This window comes from Anoxybacillus sp. J5B_2022 (genome assembly GCF_026847645.1).
Taxonomy (GTDB): Bacteria; Bacillota; Bacilli; order Bacillales; family Anoxybacillaceae; genus Anoxybacteroides.
The window spans coordinates 21,008-40,722 of sequence record NZ_JAPSMC010000007.1 but is presented as its reverse complement, the minus strand read 5'-3'; the positions used below and the strand labels follow the sequence as shown (position 1 = coordinate 40,722).

General features: G+C 44.0%; 18 protein-coding genes, 4 pseudogenes and 1 riboswitch. Of the genes and pseudogenes, 5 read left to right on the top strand and 17 right to left on the bottom strand.

What is annotated here, in order from left to right; translation table 11 throughout:
• Nucleotides 1-11: 11 nt before the first annotated feature.
• The 3 genes from pepQ to M4I42_RS03605 form a co-directional block, all read right to left on the bottom strand.
• Complete coding sequence (gene pepQ / locus M4I42_RS03615) at nt 12-1,073, bottom strand: Xaa-Pro dipeptidase (protein ID WP_268850883.1); 1,062 nt, start codon at nt 1,071-1,073, stop codon at nt 12-14.
• Complete coding sequence (aroQ, locus tag M4I42_RS03610) at nt 1,061-1,519, bottom strand: type II 3-dehydroquinate dehydratase (RefSeq protein WP_268850882.1); 459 nt, start codon at nt 1,517-1,519, stop codon at nt 1,061-1,063. The genes pepQ and aroQ overlap by 13 nt, the downstream gene beginning before the upstream one ends.
• Nucleotides 1,520-1,586: 67 nt before the next feature.
• Nucleotides 1,587-2,099 carry a YqhR family membrane protein gene (locus tag M4I42_RS03605; RefSeq protein ID WP_268850881.1) on the bottom strand — a complete coding sequence of 171 codons (513 nt, stop codon included), beginning with the start codon at nt 2,097-2,099 and terminating at the stop codon, nt 1,587-1,589.
• A 201-nt stretch (nt 2,100-2,300) separates the two neighbouring features.
• Here M4I42_RS03605 and M4I42_RS03600 point away from each other — a divergent pair, with 201 nt between their 5' ends.
• Nucleotides 2,301-3,239, top strand: coding sequence for a DUF1385 domain-containing protein (locus M4I42_RS03600; protein ID WP_268850880.1), 939 nt, complete (start codon nt 2,301-2,303; stop codon nt 3,237-3,239).
• Between the two features lie 24 nt (nt 3,240-3,263).
• Nucleotides 3,264-3,632 (top strand): SA1362 family protein, encoded by a 369-nt coding sequence (locus M4I42_RS03595; protein ID WP_268850879.1) that lies wholly within the window; start codon nt 3,264-3,266, stop codon nt 3,630-3,632.
• Nucleotides 3,633-3,641: 9 nt separating this feature from the next.
• Here the strand turns inward: M4I42_RS03595 and M4I42_RS03590 are convergent, their stop codons facing one another.
• The 9 genes and pseudogenes from M4I42_RS03590 to M4I42_RS03550 all read right to left on the bottom strand — a co-directional run bounded on the left by M4I42_RS03590 (nt 3,642) and on the right by M4I42_RS03550 (nt 11,589).
• Nucleotides 3,642-4,526, bottom strand: coding sequence for a patatin-like phospholipase family protein (locus M4I42_RS03590; RefSeq protein WP_268850878.1), 885 nt, complete (start codon nt 4,524-4,526; stop codon nt 3,642-3,644).
• A gap of 87 nt (nt 4,527-4,613) precedes the next feature.
• Complete coding sequence (gene mntR / locus M4I42_RS03585) at nt 4,614-5,042, bottom strand: transcriptional regulator MntR (protein ID WP_268850877.1); 429 nt, start codon at nt 5,040-5,042, stop codon at nt 4,614-4,616.
• A gap of 139 nt (nt 5,043-5,181) precedes the next feature.
• Nucleotides 5,182-5,790, bottom strand: a pseudogene (locus tag M4I42_RS03580) (vitamin B12-dependent ribonucleotide reductase); the annotation flags it as partial.
• Nucleotides 5,791-5,878: 88 nt separating this feature from the next.
• Nucleotides 5,879-6,706, bottom strand: a complete 828-nt coding sequence (locus M4I42_RS03575) for an HNH endonuclease (protein WP_268850875.1) — start codon at nt 6,704-6,706, stop codon at nt 5,879-5,881.
• Between the two features lie 264 nt (nt 6,707-6,970).
• Nucleotides 6,971-7,486: pseudogene (locus M4I42_RS03570) on the bottom strand (vitamin B12-dependent ribonucleotide reductase); the annotation flags it as partial.
• A gap of 61 nt (nt 7,487-7,547) precedes the next feature.
• Nucleotides 7,548-8,444 (bottom strand): restriction endonuclease, encoded by an 897-nt coding sequence (locus tag M4I42_RS03565; protein WP_268850874.1) that lies wholly within the window; start codon nt 8,442-8,444, stop codon nt 7,548-7,550.
• 230 nt (nt 8,445-8,674) lie between these two features.
• Nucleotides 8,675-9,328 (bottom strand): annotated as a pseudogene (locus tag M4I42_RS03560) (vitamin B12-dependent ribonucleotide reductase); the annotation flags it as partial.
• Nucleotides 9,329-9,676: 348 nt separating this feature from the next.
• Nucleotides 9,677-10,462 (bottom strand): annotated as a pseudogene (locus M4I42_RS03555) (ribonucleotide reductase N-terminal alpha domain-containing protein); the annotation flags it as partial.
• Nucleotides 10,463-10,752: 290 nt separating this feature from the next.
• On the bottom strand, nt 10,753-11,589 hold the full coding sequence (locus M4I42_RS03550; protein ID WP_268850873.1) for a lipoate--protein ligase family protein: 837 nt from the start codon (nt 11,587-11,589) through the stop codon (nt 10,753-10,755).
• Between the two features lie 145 nt (nt 11,590-11,734).
• Here M4I42_RS03550 and M4I42_RS03545 point away from each other — a divergent pair, with 145 nt between their 5' ends.
• A complete protein-coding gene (locus M4I42_RS03545) occupies nt 11,735-12,106 on the top strand; it encodes a rhodanese-like domain-containing protein (protein WP_268850872.1) in 372 nt (123 codons plus the stop codon).
• A 33-nt stretch (nt 12,107-12,139) separates the two neighbouring features.
• Here M4I42_RS03545 and gcvPB read toward each other — a convergent pair whose 3' ends face one another.
• From gcvPB to gcvT, 3 genes are read right to left on the bottom strand one after another with little or no spacing between them, the layout of a single operon-like run.
• Nucleotides 12,140-13,594: an aminomethyl-transferring glycine dehydrogenase subunit GcvPB gene (gcvPB, locus tag M4I42_RS03540; protein WP_268850871.1), complete on the bottom strand. Its 1,455-nt coding sequence runs from the start codon at nt 13,592-13,594 to the stop codon at nt 12,140-12,142.
• Nucleotides 13,587-14,933 (bottom strand): aminomethyl-transferring glycine dehydrogenase subunit GcvPA, encoded by a 1,347-nt coding sequence (gene gcvPA / locus M4I42_RS03535; protein ID WP_268850870.1) that lies wholly within the window; start codon nt 14,931-14,933, stop codon nt 13,587-13,589. Before gcvPA ends, gcvPB begins: the two co-directional genes overlap by 8 nt.
• A gap of 17 nt (nt 14,934-14,950) precedes the next feature.
• Nucleotides 14,951-16,045, bottom strand: coding sequence for a glycine cleavage system aminomethyltransferase GcvT (gene gcvT, locus M4I42_RS03530; RefSeq protein WP_268850869.1), 1,095 nt, complete (start codon nt 16,043-16,045; stop codon nt 14,951-14,953).
• Nucleotides 16,046-16,185: 140 nt separating this feature from the next.
• A riboswitch (glycine riboswitch) is annotated at nt 16,186-16,274 on the bottom strand.
• A gap of 238 nt (nt 16,275-16,512) precedes the next feature.
• On the opposite strand from gcvT, the gene M4I42_RS03525 reads away from it, so the two are divergent.
• Complete coding sequence (locus M4I42_RS03525; RefSeq protein ID WP_268850868.1) at nt 16,513-18,159, top strand: DEAD/DEAH box helicase; 1,647 nt, start codon at nt 16,513-16,515, stop codon at nt 18,157-18,159.
• Nucleotides 18,146-18,937, top strand: coding sequence for a YqhG family protein (locus M4I42_RS03520; RefSeq protein ID WP_268850867.1), 792 nt, complete (start codon nt 18,146-18,148; stop codon nt 18,935-18,937). The genes M4I42_RS03525 and M4I42_RS03520 overlap by 14 nt, the downstream gene beginning before the upstream one ends.
• A gap of 30 nt (nt 18,938-18,967) precedes the next feature.
• Here M4I42_RS03520 and M4I42_RS03515 read toward each other — a convergent pair whose 3' ends face one another.
• Together M4I42_RS03515 and M4I42_RS03510 are read right to left on the bottom strand one after the other, a co-directional pair.
• Nucleotides 18,968-19,147 (bottom strand): YqzE family protein, encoded by a 180-nt coding sequence (locus M4I42_RS03515; RefSeq protein WP_268850866.1) that lies wholly within the window; start codon nt 19,145-19,147, stop codon nt 18,968-18,970.
• A 24-nt stretch (nt 19,148-19,171) separates the two neighbouring features.
• Entirely contained in the window at nt 19,172-19,687 is a 516-nt protein-coding gene (locus tag M4I42_RS03510) for a shikimate kinase (protein ID WP_268850865.1), read from the bottom strand.
• Nucleotides 19,688-19,715 lie beyond the last annotated feature (28 nt).

Here is a 19,715-nt window from a genome sequence, read left to right as displayed (position 1 = left end):
TACTTCCAATATTATAAAATAATTAACTCTTTTGGTGAGCGAGTCAGCGACTCGTTACCGTCCGCAGTGACAACGGTATCGTCTTCAATGCGCACGCCGCCAAGTCCTGCTATGTAAATACCCGGCTCTACGGTGACGACCATCCCCGGCTCTAGCACGATGTCGGAACGGGCGGATAACGCTGGTCCTTCGTGCACTTCCAATCCGATTCCGTGACCGGTAGAATGGCCAAAATATTCACCATATCCTTTTTCGGCGATATAGTCACGAGTGAGCGCATCCGCTTCCCGACCGGTCATCCCTGGCTTAATACCAGCCATGCCGCGCAATTGCGCTTGTAACACGACGTCATATATTTGTTTCAGCTCGTCGCTTACATCACCGACCGCAACGGTTCGCGTAATGTCTGAACAATAGCCTTTGTAATAAGCACCGAAGTCAAGGGTAACAAACTCGCCTTTTTCAATGACCTTCTCGCTTGCCACTCCGTGCGGTAACGCCGAACGATAGCCAGATGCAACGATAATATCAAATGAAGAAGAAACAGCGCCTTGTTTGCGCATAAAAAACTCTAGCTCATTCGCCACTTCGATTTCGGTTACGCCAGGGCGGATAAACCGAATGATATGATCAAACGCTGCATCCGCAATCTCCGCTGCTTCCTTTAATATCTTAATCTCTGCGGCTGACTTAATCAAGCGCAACTTTTCAACGATGCCGGAAACAGGCACAAGTTCGGCCTTTATTTCTTTTGCGTATGTTTGGAACGTTGCGTACGACATATGGTCTTGCTCGAAGCCAAGCTTCTTGATTCCAAGCTCCGTAACTTGTTTGGCGACCTCTTCGATGATTAGCCCAGTATGTTGAACGATTTCGTACCCTTCCACTTGTCTAGCAGCTTGTTCTGTATACCGAAAATCGGTGATGAATACCGCATGCGCGGGTCCGATCACGACAACGCCGGCCGTACCAGTAAACCCCGTCATGTAACGGCGGTTATAGCCGTTCGTGATCAGCATGCCATCGATGCCGTATTCGGCAAAACGTGCACGCAGTTTTTCTATTTTCTCCATATTTTCTCTCTCCCTTTCACCTTCTCTAACAGCGCCAAAATCGCCAACCGATAACCAGTAAAGCCAAGCCCGACAATTTGTCCGATCGTCACAGGTGCAATGACGGACACATGGCGAAACGGTTCGCGGGCATGGATGTTGGAGATATGTACTTCCACGACAGGGACAGTAACACTAGCAATCGCATCGCGAATGGCATAACTATAATGAGTAAACGCCCCTGCATTCAAAATAATGCCGTCATATGCGCCTTCGGCGGCATGAATTTGTTCGATAATATCTCCTTCATGGTTGCTTTGAAAACAAGTAAGTTCTGTGTCGTGCTCCGCGGCAAAAGCAATGAGTTGCTGCTCAAGGTCGTGCAACGTATCGCTGCCGTAAATGTGCGGTTCACGCTTGCCAAGACGGTTTAAGTTCGGACCGTTAATGAGAAGAAGACGCGCCATGTTCACCGCCCCTTAAAGAAAAAGAATGTTCAAACAATCCCATTTTATCATAAAATACCTATTATCACTACTCATTTGCGGTTTTTGTCGGTTGTTTTTGTTGCTCGTTTTCTTGCGCTTCAAATGAAATCGAATAGCCGACGAACAGTCCATATAAAATGTACAAGCAAATGGTGGTGATGATCGTATTTCGTTCTAGTTGTGAAACAGGGCGCAATCCTGGGAGCATTGGATTGAACACGTAAAAAACGAGGATCCATAGCGCAAGGCCATAGCCGATTCCTACCCACATGCTTTTCATTTTGCGAAGCAGCACGTAATAAAGAAGCGCTACGACAATCGAAAGTACGCCAATGAGGAAAATCGCTAAATAATTTCCTGTTTTTCCATATTTCCAATCCCCGATCTTCCACGGCAATAAAATCATGTTTGGACTTAGTTCTGTAAAGTGAAAAAAATGTGCTAAATAGCCTAATAAGCTCCAAAATACGCCACCAACAAACCCAGTGATGGCTGCTTTCATCCATAACGCCATCGGTTGTTCTCGTTGATTTTGTTCTAACTGTTGATTGTCTTTCATGACCGTTTGCCACCTCCGTTTTTAGTATGGCCTTTGGCGAGCAAGCTCATGAATAAATTTGCAAATACCATGTCTATCCATTTTTATTTTTGGCAATGATAATCATAACATCAACCTAGAGGTTTCCGACTATTTCTTGTAGAATAAAATAATAAGGAAGGCAGAGACGACAAACAAAATTGAAATAGGTTGGTGTAAACAATGGAGAAAGCGATGAAACCGGTATATGGCGGACAGGCGGTTGTCGAAGGAGTCATGTTCGCAGGAAGAAGGCATTCTGTGACCGCGATTCGCCGCAAAGACAAATCAATCGAATTTTTTCATGTGCCTCGGCAAACGAATCCAACGTTGGCGACGCTGAAAAAAATTCCGTTTATTCGCGGGATTATTGCCATTTTAGAAGCAAGTGCAAACGGGGCAAAACATTTTCAATTTGCGAGCGAGCGTTACGATTTAGACCCAAACGAGGATAACATACAGAACGAAGCAAAGAAAGAGAGTTCGAGGTTATCGATCGTTTTAAGCGTCGCTGTTGTAGGGATTTTATCCTTTTTGTTTGGTAAATTTCTATTTACGATGATTCCAGCTTTTTTAGCGAACTTTACGAAACCTATTTTTCCATCAAAAATGGCGCAAATTTTCGTCGAAGGGGCTTTTAAGCTGTTATTGTTGCTGTTGTATATTTACTTTATTTCGTTGACTCCGCTTGTTAGACGAGTGTTTCAATACCACGGGGCGGAACATAAAGTTATTAACGCGTTTGAAAACGGGGTACCGTTGACCGTCGAGCACGTTCAACAACAGTCGCGGCTCCATTACCGCTGCGGCAGCAGTTTTATTTTATTTACTGTCATCGTCAGCGTATTCGTGTATATGTTCGTTCCGGTCGATCCGCTTTGGGTGCGAATTGTGAACCGTCTCGCGCTAATTCCGGTCGTTCTCGGCATTTCGTTTGAAGTGTTGCAGTTTACAAACCGACTAAGAAATGTGCCAGTATTGCGCTGGCTCGGATATCCAGGGTTATGGCTACAGCTGTTGACGACAAAAGAACCGACCGATGACCAAGTGGAAGTAGCGATCGCATCGTTTCAACAATTGCTTCGTTTAGAGGAACAGGAAGCAACAAAAGTCGCTCGTTAATTTTTCAAAGGAGGTGGGGGCGGAATGTTTCGGCGTACGACTCATCCGTTGATTGGGATTGTCCTTTTTCTTGGAGCGTTTGGGTTAGTGTATACGTTGTTTGCACAGCCGGCATTGCTTTTCCGTCGCATCATTTTTATCGGGTTGATTGTAGCCTTGCTTTACGCCATTTACTATTTTGTTTATCAGCGACGGATGGATAAAGAGAGAGCCGCTTATTTAAAGGCCGTACAACAGTCAAAAAAACGGCATGTGGAGCGAGGGAAAGTGCCGGCGAAATTATCCCATTCGAAAAAAGGAACGCACCACCGTTTACCGAAAAAACGCAGCACAACACATTTAACTGTCATCGAAGGGAAGAAGGGAAAAAAGAAAAATCGGGCTTCGTTTTAGCCCGATTTTTTAGTATGTCCACTTTTTTAAAAACTGTTCTGTTTTTTGTTTGCCGTATACAATTAACTTGTCGCGAACGTCGGTTGTCATTGCGAATTCCGTCGATAGAACGTGTCGGATAGGAATAAAGACGATATTTTTTTCGTGCCGTCGCGAAATGTAACGGGCGTCATGCGCTTCTTTCATCGCGTTAAATAACGCCTCGTACAGTTCGATTGCGTTGCGAATGTTCTTTTTTGGTCGTTCTTCTAGTTTGGCGCTCAGTTGAATGCCGAGGACAGGGCGTTTTTTCATTTGCTTTTCGTCGTCAAATAAAAAAAGCGGAAAGTTGCTTAACACACCACCATCAACAACAACACATGCTCCTTGCGGTGTCTCGATTTTCACTGGTTCGAAAAAATATGGGATGCTTGTGCTCATTCGCACCGCTTTCGCTACGGAAAACGTATTCGGGTCGATGCCATATTGCGGCAAGTCGGCAGGCAAGACGAGGATACGGCCGTTCGTAACGTCAGAAGCGACGATATGTAAACGGTCTTTTGGCAAATCAGCAAACGTTCGTACTCCTTTTGCTGCTAACGCACGTTCGAGCCACTCTTCTAACATTTTTCCTTTATACAATCCCATTTTCCAATATAAGAAAACCCATTTCATCAGGGGAAACGATACAGCTAGTTTTCGCACATCAAGCAGCTTTCGCAAGTCTAGCTCGTCGATCATCGCAATCATTTCGTCGCTCGTATACCCAGCGGCGATAAGGGCAGCAATGAGCGAACCAGCGCTCGTTCCTGCTATCCGTTTTGGCGTCATTCCTTTTTCTTCAAGCGCCTGGTACGCCCCAATAAGCGCAAATCCTTTCACTCCGCCTCCTGAAAACACGATGTCTACGTCCACGCAGTTCTCCCCCTTCTGGCGATTTTATATATGTATAAGAGGGAGACGGGAGATTTAGGTGTAAAAATAAAAAAAGAGTAAGAAACCTTACTCTACCGTCTGCTCATTTTGTTTTTGAATCGTGCGAAGCGCTTGAATACGTTCGGGATCTTCTTGAAAATATTGCACTAAATCGCCGATGCGGTCGATGGCATTCCAACTTAAATGGTGTTCGATTCCTTCCACGTCGCGATAAATGTTCTCCTCATCAACGCCGATGATGCGCATAAACTGCTCTAGCAACTCATGGCGGTACACGAGCCGCTTGCCGATTTTTTTTCCTTTCGCGGTTAATACGAGCCCACGATATTTTTCATATACTAAATATTCGTCTTTATCGAGTTTTTGCACCATTTTTGTGACAGAGGAGGGATGAACGGACAATGCCTCGGCAATATCTGATACGCGGGCATATCCTTTTTCTTCAATTAGGATATAAATTTGTTCGATATAGTCCTCCATGCTTGGTGTCGGCATAACAGTCCCCTCCCATAAACCAATACTATCAAAAATAGCAATCAGTATTATTATATCATGGGACAGTAAATTGACAAGGACATCTGCAGAGCCAACTTTTTATATTAAGAAAGGGGCGGAAATTTCCACCCCCTTTATGTTATAATCCACACTTTAATTGCGCACCGCAGCTTGTGCATGTGTTGCAGCCGCCGATTTCTTCGACCGTTCCTTCGCGGCATACTGGACAAATGTTTCCGACTTCCGAGCCGATCGTAACGTCGGTTGCGCGTAAATCTGGAATCGTTTCAACGAGGGCAACGGTTCGTTTTTTCGGTTCTTCTGGAATTAATTCAAGCTGTTCTTCGACTGCATTTTCTTCCGCCTTTAATGTCAATACTTGCGCATCGCGGCTGCCGTCAACATAGACCGTACCGCCTTTTGCGCCGCCTCTCCATAACCGCTCGTACACTTTTTGCACTTGCTCGACCGTATAGCCGCGCGGTGCGTTCACTGTTTTTGAGAGGCTGGAGTCGACCCAGCGCTGGATGATGCATTGCACATCGGCATGCGCTTCCGGCGGTAAATCCATCGCGGTTACAAACCAATGCGGCAAATTGTTCGGATCTGCTTCTGGATGGTTGTCCAAATATTCTTGGACGATATCCGCCTTCACTTCAATAAACTTGCCAAGACGGCCGCTTCGATAATAAGAAAAGGAAAAATATGGTTCAAGCCCTGTGGACACGCCGATCATGGTTCCGGTACTCACTTGTGTTACTTCTATCTAAGCAATATTTTAGAATAGAAGGTGAATGAATAAATCACTCACTCCATATGTCGCCATATGGGTCAGACTATATCTTCAACCAAATCTCTTGTGAATGTCTTTTGCGATGACAAGGATATTCACATAAGGTAATTAAATTAGATAATTCATTTGCCTTTGCCCAATCACCATTGAAAGCCCTAAATGGTATAATGTGATGAACTGATAATTCACGCCCATATTCCGCTTCTGTTATCCCACAATCTTGACAAGTAAAATTATCTCGTTCTCTAGCCTTTCTACGCTGAATTCTCCAATTGGGCCCATAATATTCTATATCTCCTCCTGCCCAAGCACCATTGTTTTCTCCAGAGAACATCCCAGTTCTTTCATAATAATTGCTCATGCAATGCACAGAACAGAAATTAAGGTTTCTAACAACAGAAGGTTTTTTCTCGATTTTTTTGCCACAATTATTACATGTGACAATAATTCGCTTTTTATATTGAGCTTTTCCTCTTTCCCCGTTCGCTTTGCCTAGACATGTTCTCGAACAATATTTTGCGCTTAATTTTCGATTTTCTGGGACATCGAACGTTTTTCCGCAAGTTTCACAAATTTTTTCGACACGTTTTCTCAAGTGTTGATTAATTTGATGGGCGTTCTGTATTAGATACATTCTCCTACATTGTTTGTTACAAAAATTATTTTTTTGAATAATAGAAGGCTTTCGAAGCATTTCCCTTCCACAAAACGAGCAAAAAACTTTAATTTTTTTACTCATCTTTTTCCAAAATAATGGTGGATTCTTTTTTTGATACTCTGTTTTGCAAGATCGAGAACAAAACTTTTTTCTTTCAAAGTGACTAGGTTTTACATAAATTTCTTCATCGCAATTAAGACATTTTTTCTTCACAGGAACATCTCTCCTTTTCTGTCCTAATATGATTATTATAAAACAGAACAAGTGTTCCTGTCACAAGATTTGGTTGCTCGGCGTATAGTCGTTGAGGGGTCAGCCACGACTTCCCTGCGGATTGTCTGGTAGGATAACCCAACACTCTTGCATTTTTACCTCTTTAATGTGCTGGCAAGGCACAGGTAGCAAGAGATACGCCAGATTTCCCCGCATATAGCCGAGTTTTCACTGTATTTTTACAAATACAGGGGGCAACTACTTACCCGTCGGAGCCACGGTCAGCAAATGCGAGTTGCGAATGCCGTATGTTAAAATATCTTGGCGAATATCGTCCGGCATTTTTTTCATATAACCGGTGTGAATAAACGCTTCACGCAGTTTCATCGTTTCTTCTTCTGTTTCGCCAACTAAAAACGGAAAGCTTCCTTTTTCTTTTGCGAGCTCAATCGACGCGCGGTATGCCGTTGTCGCAATTGTTTTAAACAGCTCGTCCACTAACTGATTGCCTTCTTCAGAGCCGTACTCTTTTTCGCAATAAATGAGCAAATCAGCTAATCCCATCACGCCGAGACCGACGCGGCGCTCCCCGAGCGCTTGCTTTTTATTTTCCTCAAGGAAGTATGGGGTTGCATCAATGACGTTATCTTGCATACGGACACCGACTTCAACCGTCCGCTTTAATTTTTCATAGTCGACGACTTTCTTTTCTTTATCGACCATATTCGCCAAATTAATCGCAGCTAAATTGCACACAGAATAAGGTGCGAGTGGTTGTTCCAGCTTATGTTACCCTATCGGCTTTTTATCCGATAGCTCTAACGGTTCATTTCCCGTTAGCTCAGCATACGTTTTCATTACACACGCTTTTCATAAACTTAAGAAGTTCTTTTCTCCCTAAATCTTTTCCAAAAACAGCTTTTGAAATCACTCTAAGATCCTTTACTCCAAACAAATCGTGAATTTCATTTAATAATGGGGCAATAACTGTACTAACTTTATTCAACTTAGCATTGAGAACAATCTCTTTATTTAGTTTCGACCATTGAATAGTGTAATCTCTTATTTCGACATGTAATATCTCCCTTTTACTAACGTACACTTCAGTCGCTTTTTTTATTGCATTCTTCCCAGCACAAGATTGACTACAAAATTTTCTTGATGAAGTTTTTATTACAGTGAAGCAGTCACCGCAGTTCTTGCAAACCCTTTTTTCCCTAGGAATTTTAATCTTTCCTTTTTGTGATAATCCAGACTTTCTTAAACCTTCTAACATTCTTTGCTTTGCATAGCTATCAGTTTCCCACAACTTCTTTGTATGTTCACCAATTTTTTTCTTTGTATCCTCTCGATGCTTCATACTGTAATGACCGTTTAAACTACCAGAAGCGACTTTACTAATAGTAGTCTCATTTGAATTTATCCATTCTTCGATAGTACCCGTCAACGTAAAAGGCAAATGTTCATAGATTACTCGCAGTTTCTCATAAGAAACTAGCTCACATTCAATGCCATATTTACGATGAATTTCAGTTAAATCATTTAAAGCCTTTTCTATCTCCTTCTTGTTCCTTGATTTAACTTCCACTATTCTGCAAACATTCCCATTATTATCGTAAATAAAGAAGTCTGGTTTATATAACCTATAACCTAGATCAAAAACTTGATCCTCGTAGCCCCATTGAATTGAATGATAATCTAAATATTTGGCATATGCATATTCATAAGAACTTCTCAAATAAAAACCTCTGTAAAATCCGGCATATCCCCTATTCATCCGGCAGTACACCGTCCTTGCGAAAAGCGTGTGTAATGCTGCGGCCTCTTGCGGAGATTATATTCTGCCTTTTTAGACAGGTTCACTCCGTATGCGTTGCCCCTGACTGAGTTTTTAGGCTCAGCCTTCGGTTCAGGTTCCCATCTCAGGGTTCCTGCTTCATTCCGCAGTTTTTTACGTGAGGCAAACTATTCACCACACGGATTTGTTGCGACTACTTTTTGTCCGTACGCTCTTGCATTCGTCATGTCGTTGGCGTTGTCGATAAAGAAAATGCCTGGTTCTGCTGAATACGTTGCGCAAATGTTAATGAGCTTCCATAGCTCGCGGGCACGAATTTTTCGATAGACGCGAACGCGATAACCCATTTTCTCCCATTCGCGCACATCGCCGACTTCGTGCCATTTTTCGTTGTAGATGCGCATTTCTTCTTCCGAGTACGTTTCCACATCTGGGAAGCGCAATTCGTATTCTTCATCGTTTTCTACTGCCTGCATAAACTCTTTCGTTAAGCAAACAGAAATGTTCGCTCCTGTTAAAAAGTCCGGATTGTGCACGCTATACGTACCACCTGTCCGCAACTTTTCTTCCGCATCTTTAATAATTTTTTCTGAAAAGCCGCCGTATCCTGGGATGTTTTTATAGTTGACGATCCCTTGATACATCGCGCGTTCTTGTTCGGTAAGTGGCGTAAACTTTAATTTTTCTTTCGCTGCTTTTTGAATACCTTCATCTTCTGTATTTTCAAGCAAATAGCGCAAAATGCGCGGATTTTGCATTTTTGAAATAATAAATTCAATAATGTCCGGGTGCCAATCGGCTAGCATAATCATTTGAGCGCCACGCAATTTGTTACTCACTCATTTGAGTGGGTGTGGTCATTTCTGCCACACTCTCTAGCTTTCACTAGAGGTCGGACTATCTCATCAAAGAGAAGCCTCTTTGTCTCGTGCCCCATCATCTCGTTTCCGAGCATGATAGTCTACTCCTTCCATTTTTGAAGCAGGAAGTTTCGATAGTCTCTGAACCTTCATCTCCGTTTCCAGAGATGCTTGGCTGCTGGTTGCCCATTGTTCCATCCAATTGATTTTCACACCATCACGCCTGCCGTTGCCAGCTACGTTGTGGTTCAATTGGCTTTAGGGTGTTCCAGCAATTCACGAGATTTTACTCCCGCCGATGGCGCTCTGTTAACGGGAGCCACCTTGTTCCACAAGATGGGTAAGTTTCGCAATGTCGTCAAGCCATGATACCGATCCGGACGATTTTCCGTTGACTCCGCGCGCGAGTGTATTGCGTGGGCGAAGGGTAGAACCGTTCGTTCCGACACCGCCACCGCGGCTCATAATTTCCATCACTTGTTTTCGATGTTCAGAAATGCCTTCGCGCGAGTCTTTAACAAACGGCATCACATAGCAGTTGAAGTACGTCACTTCTGTTCCAGAACCTGCCCCGTACAACACGCGTCCAGCTGGAACAAAGTTAAGGCTGACGAGCTGTTCATAAAACTTTTCAAACCATTCTTGCCGCTTTTCTTCTGTTTTTTCAACAGCAGCTAGCCCGGTTGCGTTCCGTTTCGCAATTTGCTCATAAAAAATTTCAAGCGGCTTTTCAATGACATCGAGCGAGCGAACAACAATGCCTGTTTTCGCCTCCTCTTCTTCTAACACATGACGATATTCTTCTTCAACGAGCACGTGTGCTTTTTTATTTTCCCAGTCCAACTCAACGATAAATCCAAGCCCGCGCGCCGGAAACTTCGGATCTTCCTTTACGGTTAAAACGACAAAATCTCCGACGCTTAACGTTAATTTTTCCGTATCTTTAAACGAGTAGCGGTCAAGCATAACTAAACGCGACACGCCTTTATGCGTAATGTGCATGTCCTCCGTAATCGGATGCACTTGCGGAAATAAGCGAATGTCCGCATTTAGTTTAGCAATATCCAATTTCATTCGTTCAGAAGACGCAACCGTCATTCTTCAATCTCTCCTCTTCTTTCAAATTGTCCACTTTCTGCCTGCAAATTCTGTCTAGATTAAATTACCATATCGCCAACAAAAAAACAATATATAGTATGATTTTTTTATCGATACATACTATATATTGTGTGTTAGGTCAACTATTTCTCATTTTGTCAAATAACAAAAACGAGAGAAACGAGAGAAAACAAAAGAAAACCGTTCGAAATCGACGTATTTTCCCGATAAACAAAACATTTTGCTGGTTGCTTTTCAACGAAAACGAAGAAACGCGGATTTTTCCGCGTTTATCGTTTAAAATTCCACTCATCGCTCGCATATTTTTTTTCCGCGAGCTCGTTCACATACGCCATTTCTTCTGCCGATAACGTATACGGTTCTAACACAATCTCTAGCCCTTTTTCAAACCCTTTGAAAAACGCTTCTTTCGCCTCCGGAAGCGTAATTTTCCGCTCGGTTAGTTCATTAATTGCGACCGCCTTATGTTTAAAGTTTTGCCGCAGCCGCTCTTTCACCCGCTCATTTGGATACTTAAACAAGCGAAAAAGCATCTCTTCATCTAAGTCTAATAAAATCGAACCGTGCTGTAAAATGACGCCTTTTTGCCGCGTTTGTGCGCTTCCTGCCACTTTTCTTCCTTCGACAACGAGCTCATACCAAGACGGTGCATCAAAACAAACAGCCGAGCGCGGGTTTTTCAAATCCGCTTTTTCTTCTTTTGTTTTTGGAACAGCAAAATACGCATCAAGCCCTAGGAAACGAAATCCTTCTAAAATGCCTTGTGAAATGACGCGATACGCTTCCGTCACCGTTTGCGGCATTTTCGGATGTGCCTCCGATACGATGACGCTATATGTCAATTCTTGATCATGCAGCACTCCGCGTCCACCTGTTGGCCGTCTGACAAAACCGAGGCCGTGCTTTTTCACTGCCTCCATATCAATTTCTTTTTCGACTTTTTGAAAATAGCCAATCGAAAGCGTCGGTGGATTCCAGCCGTAAAACCGAATCGTCGGCGGAATTTTTCCTTCGCTATGCCACTCTAACAACGCTTCATCAAGCGCCATATTAAACGCTGGAGAACAATCGCCCGAGTCAATAAATCGCCATCTTTCTTTTTCCACTTCTCCACCTTCTTTCCCCTTCTTTTGCGTCTATTAGTTTAACAAACAAAGTGGACGAAGAAAAGCGAAAATGCTTTGCGTCCGATGTATAACATCGATATAATAGGATTTGTCGAATGTTGAAAGAAAAGGGGGCTTGTTGCTCATGCAATGGCTATGGATTATCATTGGCGCCTTGATTACCTATTCTGCTGTCATGTATTTCATGCAGCGCAAAATGGTGAAAACGCTCACGGAAGAAGAATTCCGCGCTGGCTACCGGAAAGCACAACTCATCGATGTTCGCGAACCAGATGAATACGCTGCTGGACATATTTTAGGCGCACGCAATATTCCGCTGACGCAATTACGCATGCGCATGAACGAATTGCGCAAAGACCAACCGATTTATTTATATTGCCAAAGCGGACTTCGTAGCGGCCGTGCGGCGCAAATGCTCTACCGCAAAGGCTACCGTGACTTGTACCACTTAAAAGGTGGATTTAAAACGTGGACAGGAAAAGTGAAGAAAAAATAAGGTGCCAAGCAAAAACGCCTGGCACCTTTTGTTTTACTTCTGATAACGCAAAATTGGTTTGCGAGCGGCAGTCGTTTCATCCAAGCGTTTGACGACCGTTGTATGCGGCGCTTCTTGGACGATTTCCGGCGTTTCTTCCGCTTCTTTCGCAATTTGGATCATCGCGTCAATGAACGCATCGAGCGTTTCTTTTGACTCGGTTTCCGTCGGCTCGATCATCATGCACTCTTCGACGATGAGCGGGAAGTAGATCGTTGGCGGATGGTAGCCGAAATCAAGCAAACGCTTCGCAATATCAAGCGTGCGCACCCCTAATTTCTTTTGCCGCTTTCCTGATAACACAAATTCATGCTTACAATGACGGTTGTATGGCAAATCGTAATATTCCGCTAAGCGACGCATCATGTAGTTGGCGTTTAATACCGCATATTCTGTTACGGCCTTTAAGCCGTCTGGACCCATCGAACGAATATACGTATACGCGCGAACGTTAATGCCGAAGTTCCCATAAAACGGCTTTACGCGGCCGATCGCTTGCGGTCTGTCGTAGTCAAGATAATAGCCTTTTTCTCCTTTTTCGACCGTTGGTTTCGGTAAAAACGGAATAAGGTCAGCCTTCACGCCAACAGGACCAGAACCAGGACCACCGCCGCCGTGCGGGCCGGTAAATGTTTTATGAAGGTTTAAATGCACGACGTCAAAGCCCATATCGCCAGGTCGTGCTTTGCTTAATACGGCGTTTAAGTTCGCTCCGTCGTAATACAGCTTTCCGCCTGCGGCATGCACGATTTCCGCCATTTCTAAAATGTTTTCTTCAAAAAGACCGAGCGTATTTGGGTTTGTAAGCATAAGCGCCGCTGTATCTGAACCGACGACGCGGCGTAAATCGTCTAAATCGACAAGCCCTTCTTCTGTCGATTTCACCGTCACCGTCTCAAACCCTGCGACCGTAGCCGAAGCAGGATTCGTACCGTGCGCCGTATCAGGAACAATGACTTTCGTCCGGTTGTAGTCGCCGTTTGCTTCATGATAGGCGCGAATCATCATCAGTCCTGTCCATTCCCCATGCGCGCCAGCTGCTGGCTGCAACGTCACCGCATCCATTCCAATAATTTCTTTTAAATGCTCTTGTAGGTCATACATTAATTCAAGCGCCCCTTGCACCGTTTCTTCCGGCTGAAGCGGGTGAATGTGGGCAAACCCAGCAAAGCGGGCAACGTTTTCGTTAATTTTTGGATTGTATTTCATCGTACACGACCCAAGCGGATAAAAGCCGGAATCGACCCCGTGGTTGCGCTTCGATAACGCTGTATAATGGCGCATAATGTCAAGCTCCGACACTTCTGGAAGCTCCGGTGCTTCTTGCCGAATGTAGTCGGTTGGGACGACTTGTGCGACATCGACTGCTGGTACGTCTAGTGCTGGTAAGCTGTACCCGATTCGTCCTGGCTTGCTTAATTCAAAAATAAGCGGTTGGTCTTTATGCATGACAATCCCCCAATTCTTTCACAAGCGTGTCGATTTCTTCTTTCGTGCGCAATTCTGTCACCGCAATTAACATGCAGTTTTGCAATTCAGGATAATCGCGCCCGAGATCGTAGCCGCCGATCATTCCTTTTTCCAATAGCTTTTTATTTACTTCCGCTACCGGCTTGTTCATGCGAACGACAAACTCATTGAAAAACGGTCCTGTAAATACGACATCAAACCCATAATTTACGAACGCTTCTTTTGCATAATGCGCTTTTTGAATATTCATCGTCGCCATTTCTTTCACGCCGTTTTTGCCGAGCGCTGTCATCGCCACCGATGCAGCAAGAGCGTTTAACGCTTGGTTGGAGCAAATATTCGATGTTGCTTTGTCGCGGCGAATGTGTTGCTCGCGCGCTTGCAGCGTTAATACAAAGCCGCGGCGTCCTTCTTCATCTGTCGTTTGTCCGACGAGACGCCCTGGGATTTTGCGCATCAGCGCCGATTTGACCGCAAAATAGCCGCAATGCGGGCCGCCAAATTGCGTTGGAATACCAAAGGCTTGAGCATCCCCAACAACGATGTCCGCACCAAACGTTCCTGGTGGCGTCAATACCCCAAGCGCAAGCGGATTGCTTGCGACAACGAACATTCCTTTATGCGCATGAGCAATCGGTTCGATTTCTTTTAGCGGTTCAATTTGTCCAAAAAAGTTTGGATATTGTACAATGACACATGCGACATCTTCATTCATTTCTGCTTGCAGCGCTTCTAAATCGGTGACGCCGTTTTCGTACGGAATTTCAATCACTTCGAGTCCAGGTCCTTTCGCGTACGTTTTCACGACGTCGCGATATTCTGGATGCACCGCGTTTGATAATAATACTTTTTTCTTTTTCGTATGCGCTGCGCTTAATAACGCTGCTTCTGCTAGCGCTGTTCCACCATCATACATCGATGAGTTCGCAACATCCATGCCGGTTAATTCGCAAATCATCGTTTGAAACTCAAAAATCGCTTGCAGTTCCCCTTGAGAAATTTCTGGCTGGTATGGCGTATACGCGGTATAAAACTCCGAACGCGAAATAACGTGGTCAACAATCGTCGGAATGTAATGGTCGTACACCCCTGCTCCTAAAAATGAGGTATACGTCTTTATATCCGCATTTTTCGCCGCAAGTGCCATTAATTCTTTCATTAACTCCGGCTCTGATTTTGCTGGCTTAATGTTGTACTCGCCTTGAAAACGAACGCTTTCTGGAATGTCGGAAAACAGTTCATCAATGGATTGTACCCCGATTGTTTGCAACATTTGTTGCTTATCTTCTTCCGTCATTGGCAAATAACGATGAAGCATAACTCTCTCTCCTCACATTATTTTGTGCGCTTATAAAACGGTGTCGCCACCACTTTCGCTTTTAGCCGTTTCCCGCGAACGTCTACTTCCACTTCTGTACCAAGTGACGAAAACGCAGTAGAAATAAGCGCTAGTCCGATATTTTTTTTAAGCGTTGGCGATTGTGTTCCGGTCGTGACGAAGCCAATTTGCTCATTGTTGACATACACCGCATATCCGTGACGCGGAATGCCTTTGTCGATCATTTCAATGCCGACAAGCTTCCGTGTCGTTCCTTCTTCTTTTTGTTTCTTTAATACTTCTTTTCCGAAAAAGTCAACGTCTTTATTCGTTTTGACCGCAAATCCAAGCCCTGCTTCGATTGGCGTAATGTCTTTTGACAACTCTTGCCCGTAAAGCGGCAAGCATGCTTCAAAACGAAGCGTGTCGCGTGCACCGAGCCCGCATGGAAGTACCCCTTCTTCTTTTCCTGCTTCTAAAATGGTGCGCCAAAGCGTTTGGGCATCTTCTGCTCGGCAATATAGCTCAAACCCGTCTTCTCCTGTATATCCTGTCCGCGACACGAGCGCTTGAACCCCTGCGACATCGACATCATCGGAGAAAGCGAAAAATTTGATTGCAGATAAATCGGTAGCCGTCAATGGTTGCAACACTTTTTCGGCAAGCGGCCCTTGCAGCGCTAGTTGCGCGATATCGTTCGAGATATTGGCAAGTTCGACATCGCCAACGACATGCTCTTGAAGCCAAGCGAAATCTTTTTCAATATTTGCAGCGTTCACCACAAGAAGATAATGGTCGTCCGCTTTTTTATAAACAAGTAAATCATCAACGGTTCCCCCATCTTCATAACACATCAACGTGTATTGGGCGCGACCGTCCGTTAACTTCGCAACGTCGTTTGTCATCATTTTTTGTAAAAAAGCAAGACTATCTTTTCCTTTCACTTCAAACTCGCCCATATGGGACACATCAAATAACCCCGCACGCGTTCGTACAGCTTCATGTTCTTCTTTAATGCTAGAAAATTGCACAGGCAACTCCCAGCCACCAAAATCAATCGTTTTTGCGCCATACTCTGCATACAGAGGAAATAGCGGTGTTCTTTGTAACATATGCTCCCTCCTTGTTCATAAAAAAAGACAGACGACTCCCATATATCGCAATATGGAAGTCTCTGTCCTTTCACCTGAAAGTTTCCCTGTAATAGGTGTCCTCGTGGGTGGTTCACGTTTGTGAACGCTCTCCAGAGCTGCGTCAAACAAGAGTTCTTTTGCCTGAGAGATTCGTGTTGCCACTTGCTCCTTCGGCGCTACATGCTGTAGTCTCTCCCCTTGTTCTCATCCGCCCATATATAATTTTCAAAAAAATGGTCAAACTATAGGAAAAGATGCTGTAGTTTTTTTAACTTTCTAATTTATTATTATACTACCATTAATATGCGCACAAGGGCAATAAAAATTCAGCGCGGCAGACAAAAAATACCCGAACTTTTTATTAGTAATTTCAGTAAACAATCGTTTATTTACATATATTACTCCCTATTCAACTAAAAACGTTCGGTATTAAAGGAGACGAAACAATGATGGTCGAGATTACATTTGATTCCGCGTGGACAACGGGACTATTGGAACGAATCGAAAAAGACGGACCGTGGGCGAGTTGGGAAATGTATCAACTAGCATTGGAAGCGGCAGAGCATCTTGCCGTTCCTGACTTTGACGGCTTGCAAGCCCCGAAACATTTGCCGCATTTAACGCCCCTTCCACATCAGCTCGAAGTCGCCAAACAAGTCGTCGAAACGATGAACGGCAAAGCGATTTTAGCGGATGAAGTCGGACTTGGGAAAACGATTGAAGCCGGGCTGATCTTAAAAGAATATATGATTCGCGGGCTTGTGAAAAAAGTGCTTATTCTCGTCCCCGCTTCCCTCGTCTCTCAATGGACGATGGAATTGAACGAAAAGTTTTTCATTCCGGCCGTTGCGCAAAAAAAGAGCTACGTGTGGGAACAGTGCGATGTCGTCGTTTCCTCCATCGACACCGCAAAACGAAGTCCGCATCGTGACATCATTTATGCCCAGCAGTATGACATGGTCATTATTGACGAAGCGCATAAATTAAAAAACAATAAAACGAAAAACTATGAATTCGTACAGCATTTAAAAAAGAAATTTTGTTTATTGCTCACTGCAACCCCGATTCAAAACCGAATCGAAGAAATTTTTCATCTCGTTTCTTTACTGAAGCCTGGCCATTTAGGAAACGCTTCTTACTTTGCCGAAACGTACGGAAAGGGGCGCACGCTGCAAACCGATGAGCACTTAAAAGCGCTTGTCAATAAAGTGATGATTCGCAATCGCCGCATTGATACCGGTATCGAATGGTCGAAGCGGCATGTCGAAACGGTGATGATTGAATTTTCCAAAGAAGAGCGGGAGTTATACGACGCTGTTCACGCGTTAAAAATAGACGACGGGCAATTTTCGCTTATAACGATGTTGCGCGAAGCTTGCAGTAGCCGCGAAGCGCTCTTTCTTACGTTAAAAAATATGATGAGCAAATATCCAGAACCACCTGCGTATTTTGACACGTTAATCGAAAAAATAAACGCCGTCACGACCAATGCAAAAGCCGAAAAAGCACTTGAACTTATTCAGCGCATTAACGACAAAGTCATTATTTTTACGGAATATCGGGCGACGCAATTATATTTGCAATGGTTTTTGCAGCAGCACGGTATTTCCTCCGTTCCGTTTCGCGGCGGATTTAAGCGCGGAAAAAAAGATTGGATGAAAGAACTATTCAAAAACCGCGCACAAGTGCTCATTGCGACTGAGGCAGGGGGAGAAGGGATTAACTTACAATTTTGCCATCATGTCATTAACTACGACCTTCCATGGAACCCGATGCGGCTTGAGCAACGCATCGGGCGCGTACACCGCTTAGGGCAAACGAATGACGTATATATTTACAATTTTGCCGTGAAAGATACAGTCGAAGAACATGTATTGAAGCTTCTCTATGAAAAAATTCGGCTGTTTGAACGGGTCGTTGGTGAATTGGACGATATTTTAACAAAGATGAACATGACGGATTTCGAAGAATATTTGCACGATATTTTCCAATCCCGCAACGAGCGAGAAATGAAAATTAAAATGGAAAATTTAACGGCAATGATTGATTTTGCGGATCAATTTACTAGAGGTGATGAATATGCGGCAAGATGAAATTCAACAGTTTCTTGAACGGTATTTTTGCGCGAACGACTGCGACATTATCGAAAACGAAGACGGATATATAACGGTGCAATTGACGGTTGCAATGGATAAAGAATTGATGAACCGCCCGTTTTATTGGCATTACATCGAGCGAACGGGCGGCACTCCGGCACCGATGCAGCTGACGTTAATAACAAAGCAGAATGAAAAAACAAAGACCCTCAACGGAGAGCAGCTTCATTTCGGCTCTCCAAGGCTGCATCAAATATTTCAATCCGCACAGCGTCACGGCAGCTATATTCGCCTGTACGAAGAAGCAAACGCTTCCGTTCAATCATCGGTTCCACTTCATCCGTGGCTAGGGATAAACGCCAAAATTTCGTATCAATGCGACCGAAAAAAAGACACTATTTTGTCACTCGGACTGCATTTGATTACCGGAACGATCGTCGAGCAGTTTCATGAAAAACTACAGAAACTGCCACTAACTCCAAAAATTCCGGACTATTGTTTTACCATTTCTCCTATCATTAAACCGCAAAGCGGAATGGCGCGCCTTGAGCAATATATCGGAAAAAAAATCGAACAAGATGATCATACGTGGGCGGAACAAGCGATCGCGCGCTGGAACGAAGACTTAGCGCTACTAGATCATTTTTATGAAGAAATGGAAGAAAAACCAGAATGTTATTATATGGAAAAACAAGCGTTAGAAGAACAATATAAACCGAAAATTACGATTTCCATCATTAACGGTGGGCTGTTTTACTTGCAGCAACGTCCATAAAAAGATCTCCCTGCAACGCAAGGGAGATCTTTATGATTTTCGGCGAAAAAGCAGTTTGAGCGAAAACGGAATCATGCCGAACCAATGGTACAAAAACGGCGGTTTTTCTTGTTTCCGTTTTTCTCGCAGCTTTTTTCGTTCCTCTTTCGGCTGATCCATATAGCGGACAAACTGCTCGGTGACAAATTTCATATAGTCGTTCGTTGCCATCAACCGTCACCGCCTTTTTTACTATTAGTCTTGCCGCTTTTCCTCTTTTTTAATCAATGGAATAATTTCTGCAACAATTTGTTCAACGCTTTTTCCGGTCGTGTTAATGACCCAATCCGCCTCATAATAGTAAGGCAACCGTTGCTTCCACAACGACTCTAATCCGTCGCGATCATGTTGTGAGAGCAAAGGACGTGTATCGTCATCGGCGAGCCTACGCATGATTTCTGCAAACTCACAATGCAAATAAATAACGGTGCCTGTTCGTTTCATCCATTCACGGTTTTCTTGTTGGATAACCATCCCACCGCCGGTCGTGACAACGAGCCGCTCACCCGGCAACGTTCGCAAAAACTCGCGTTCGTATTGGCGAAACGCTACTTCTCCTTCTTCGGCAAAAATTTGCTTAATCGACTTGCCGACTTTCTCTTCAATATAGCTGTCTGTATCGATCATCGGCACACATAGCTGCTCGGCTAATGCTCGACCAACTGTCGTTTTTCCCGCTCCCATAAACCCAGTTAAATACACTCGTTTCATTTGCCAACCTCACCTTTTCTTTTTTATC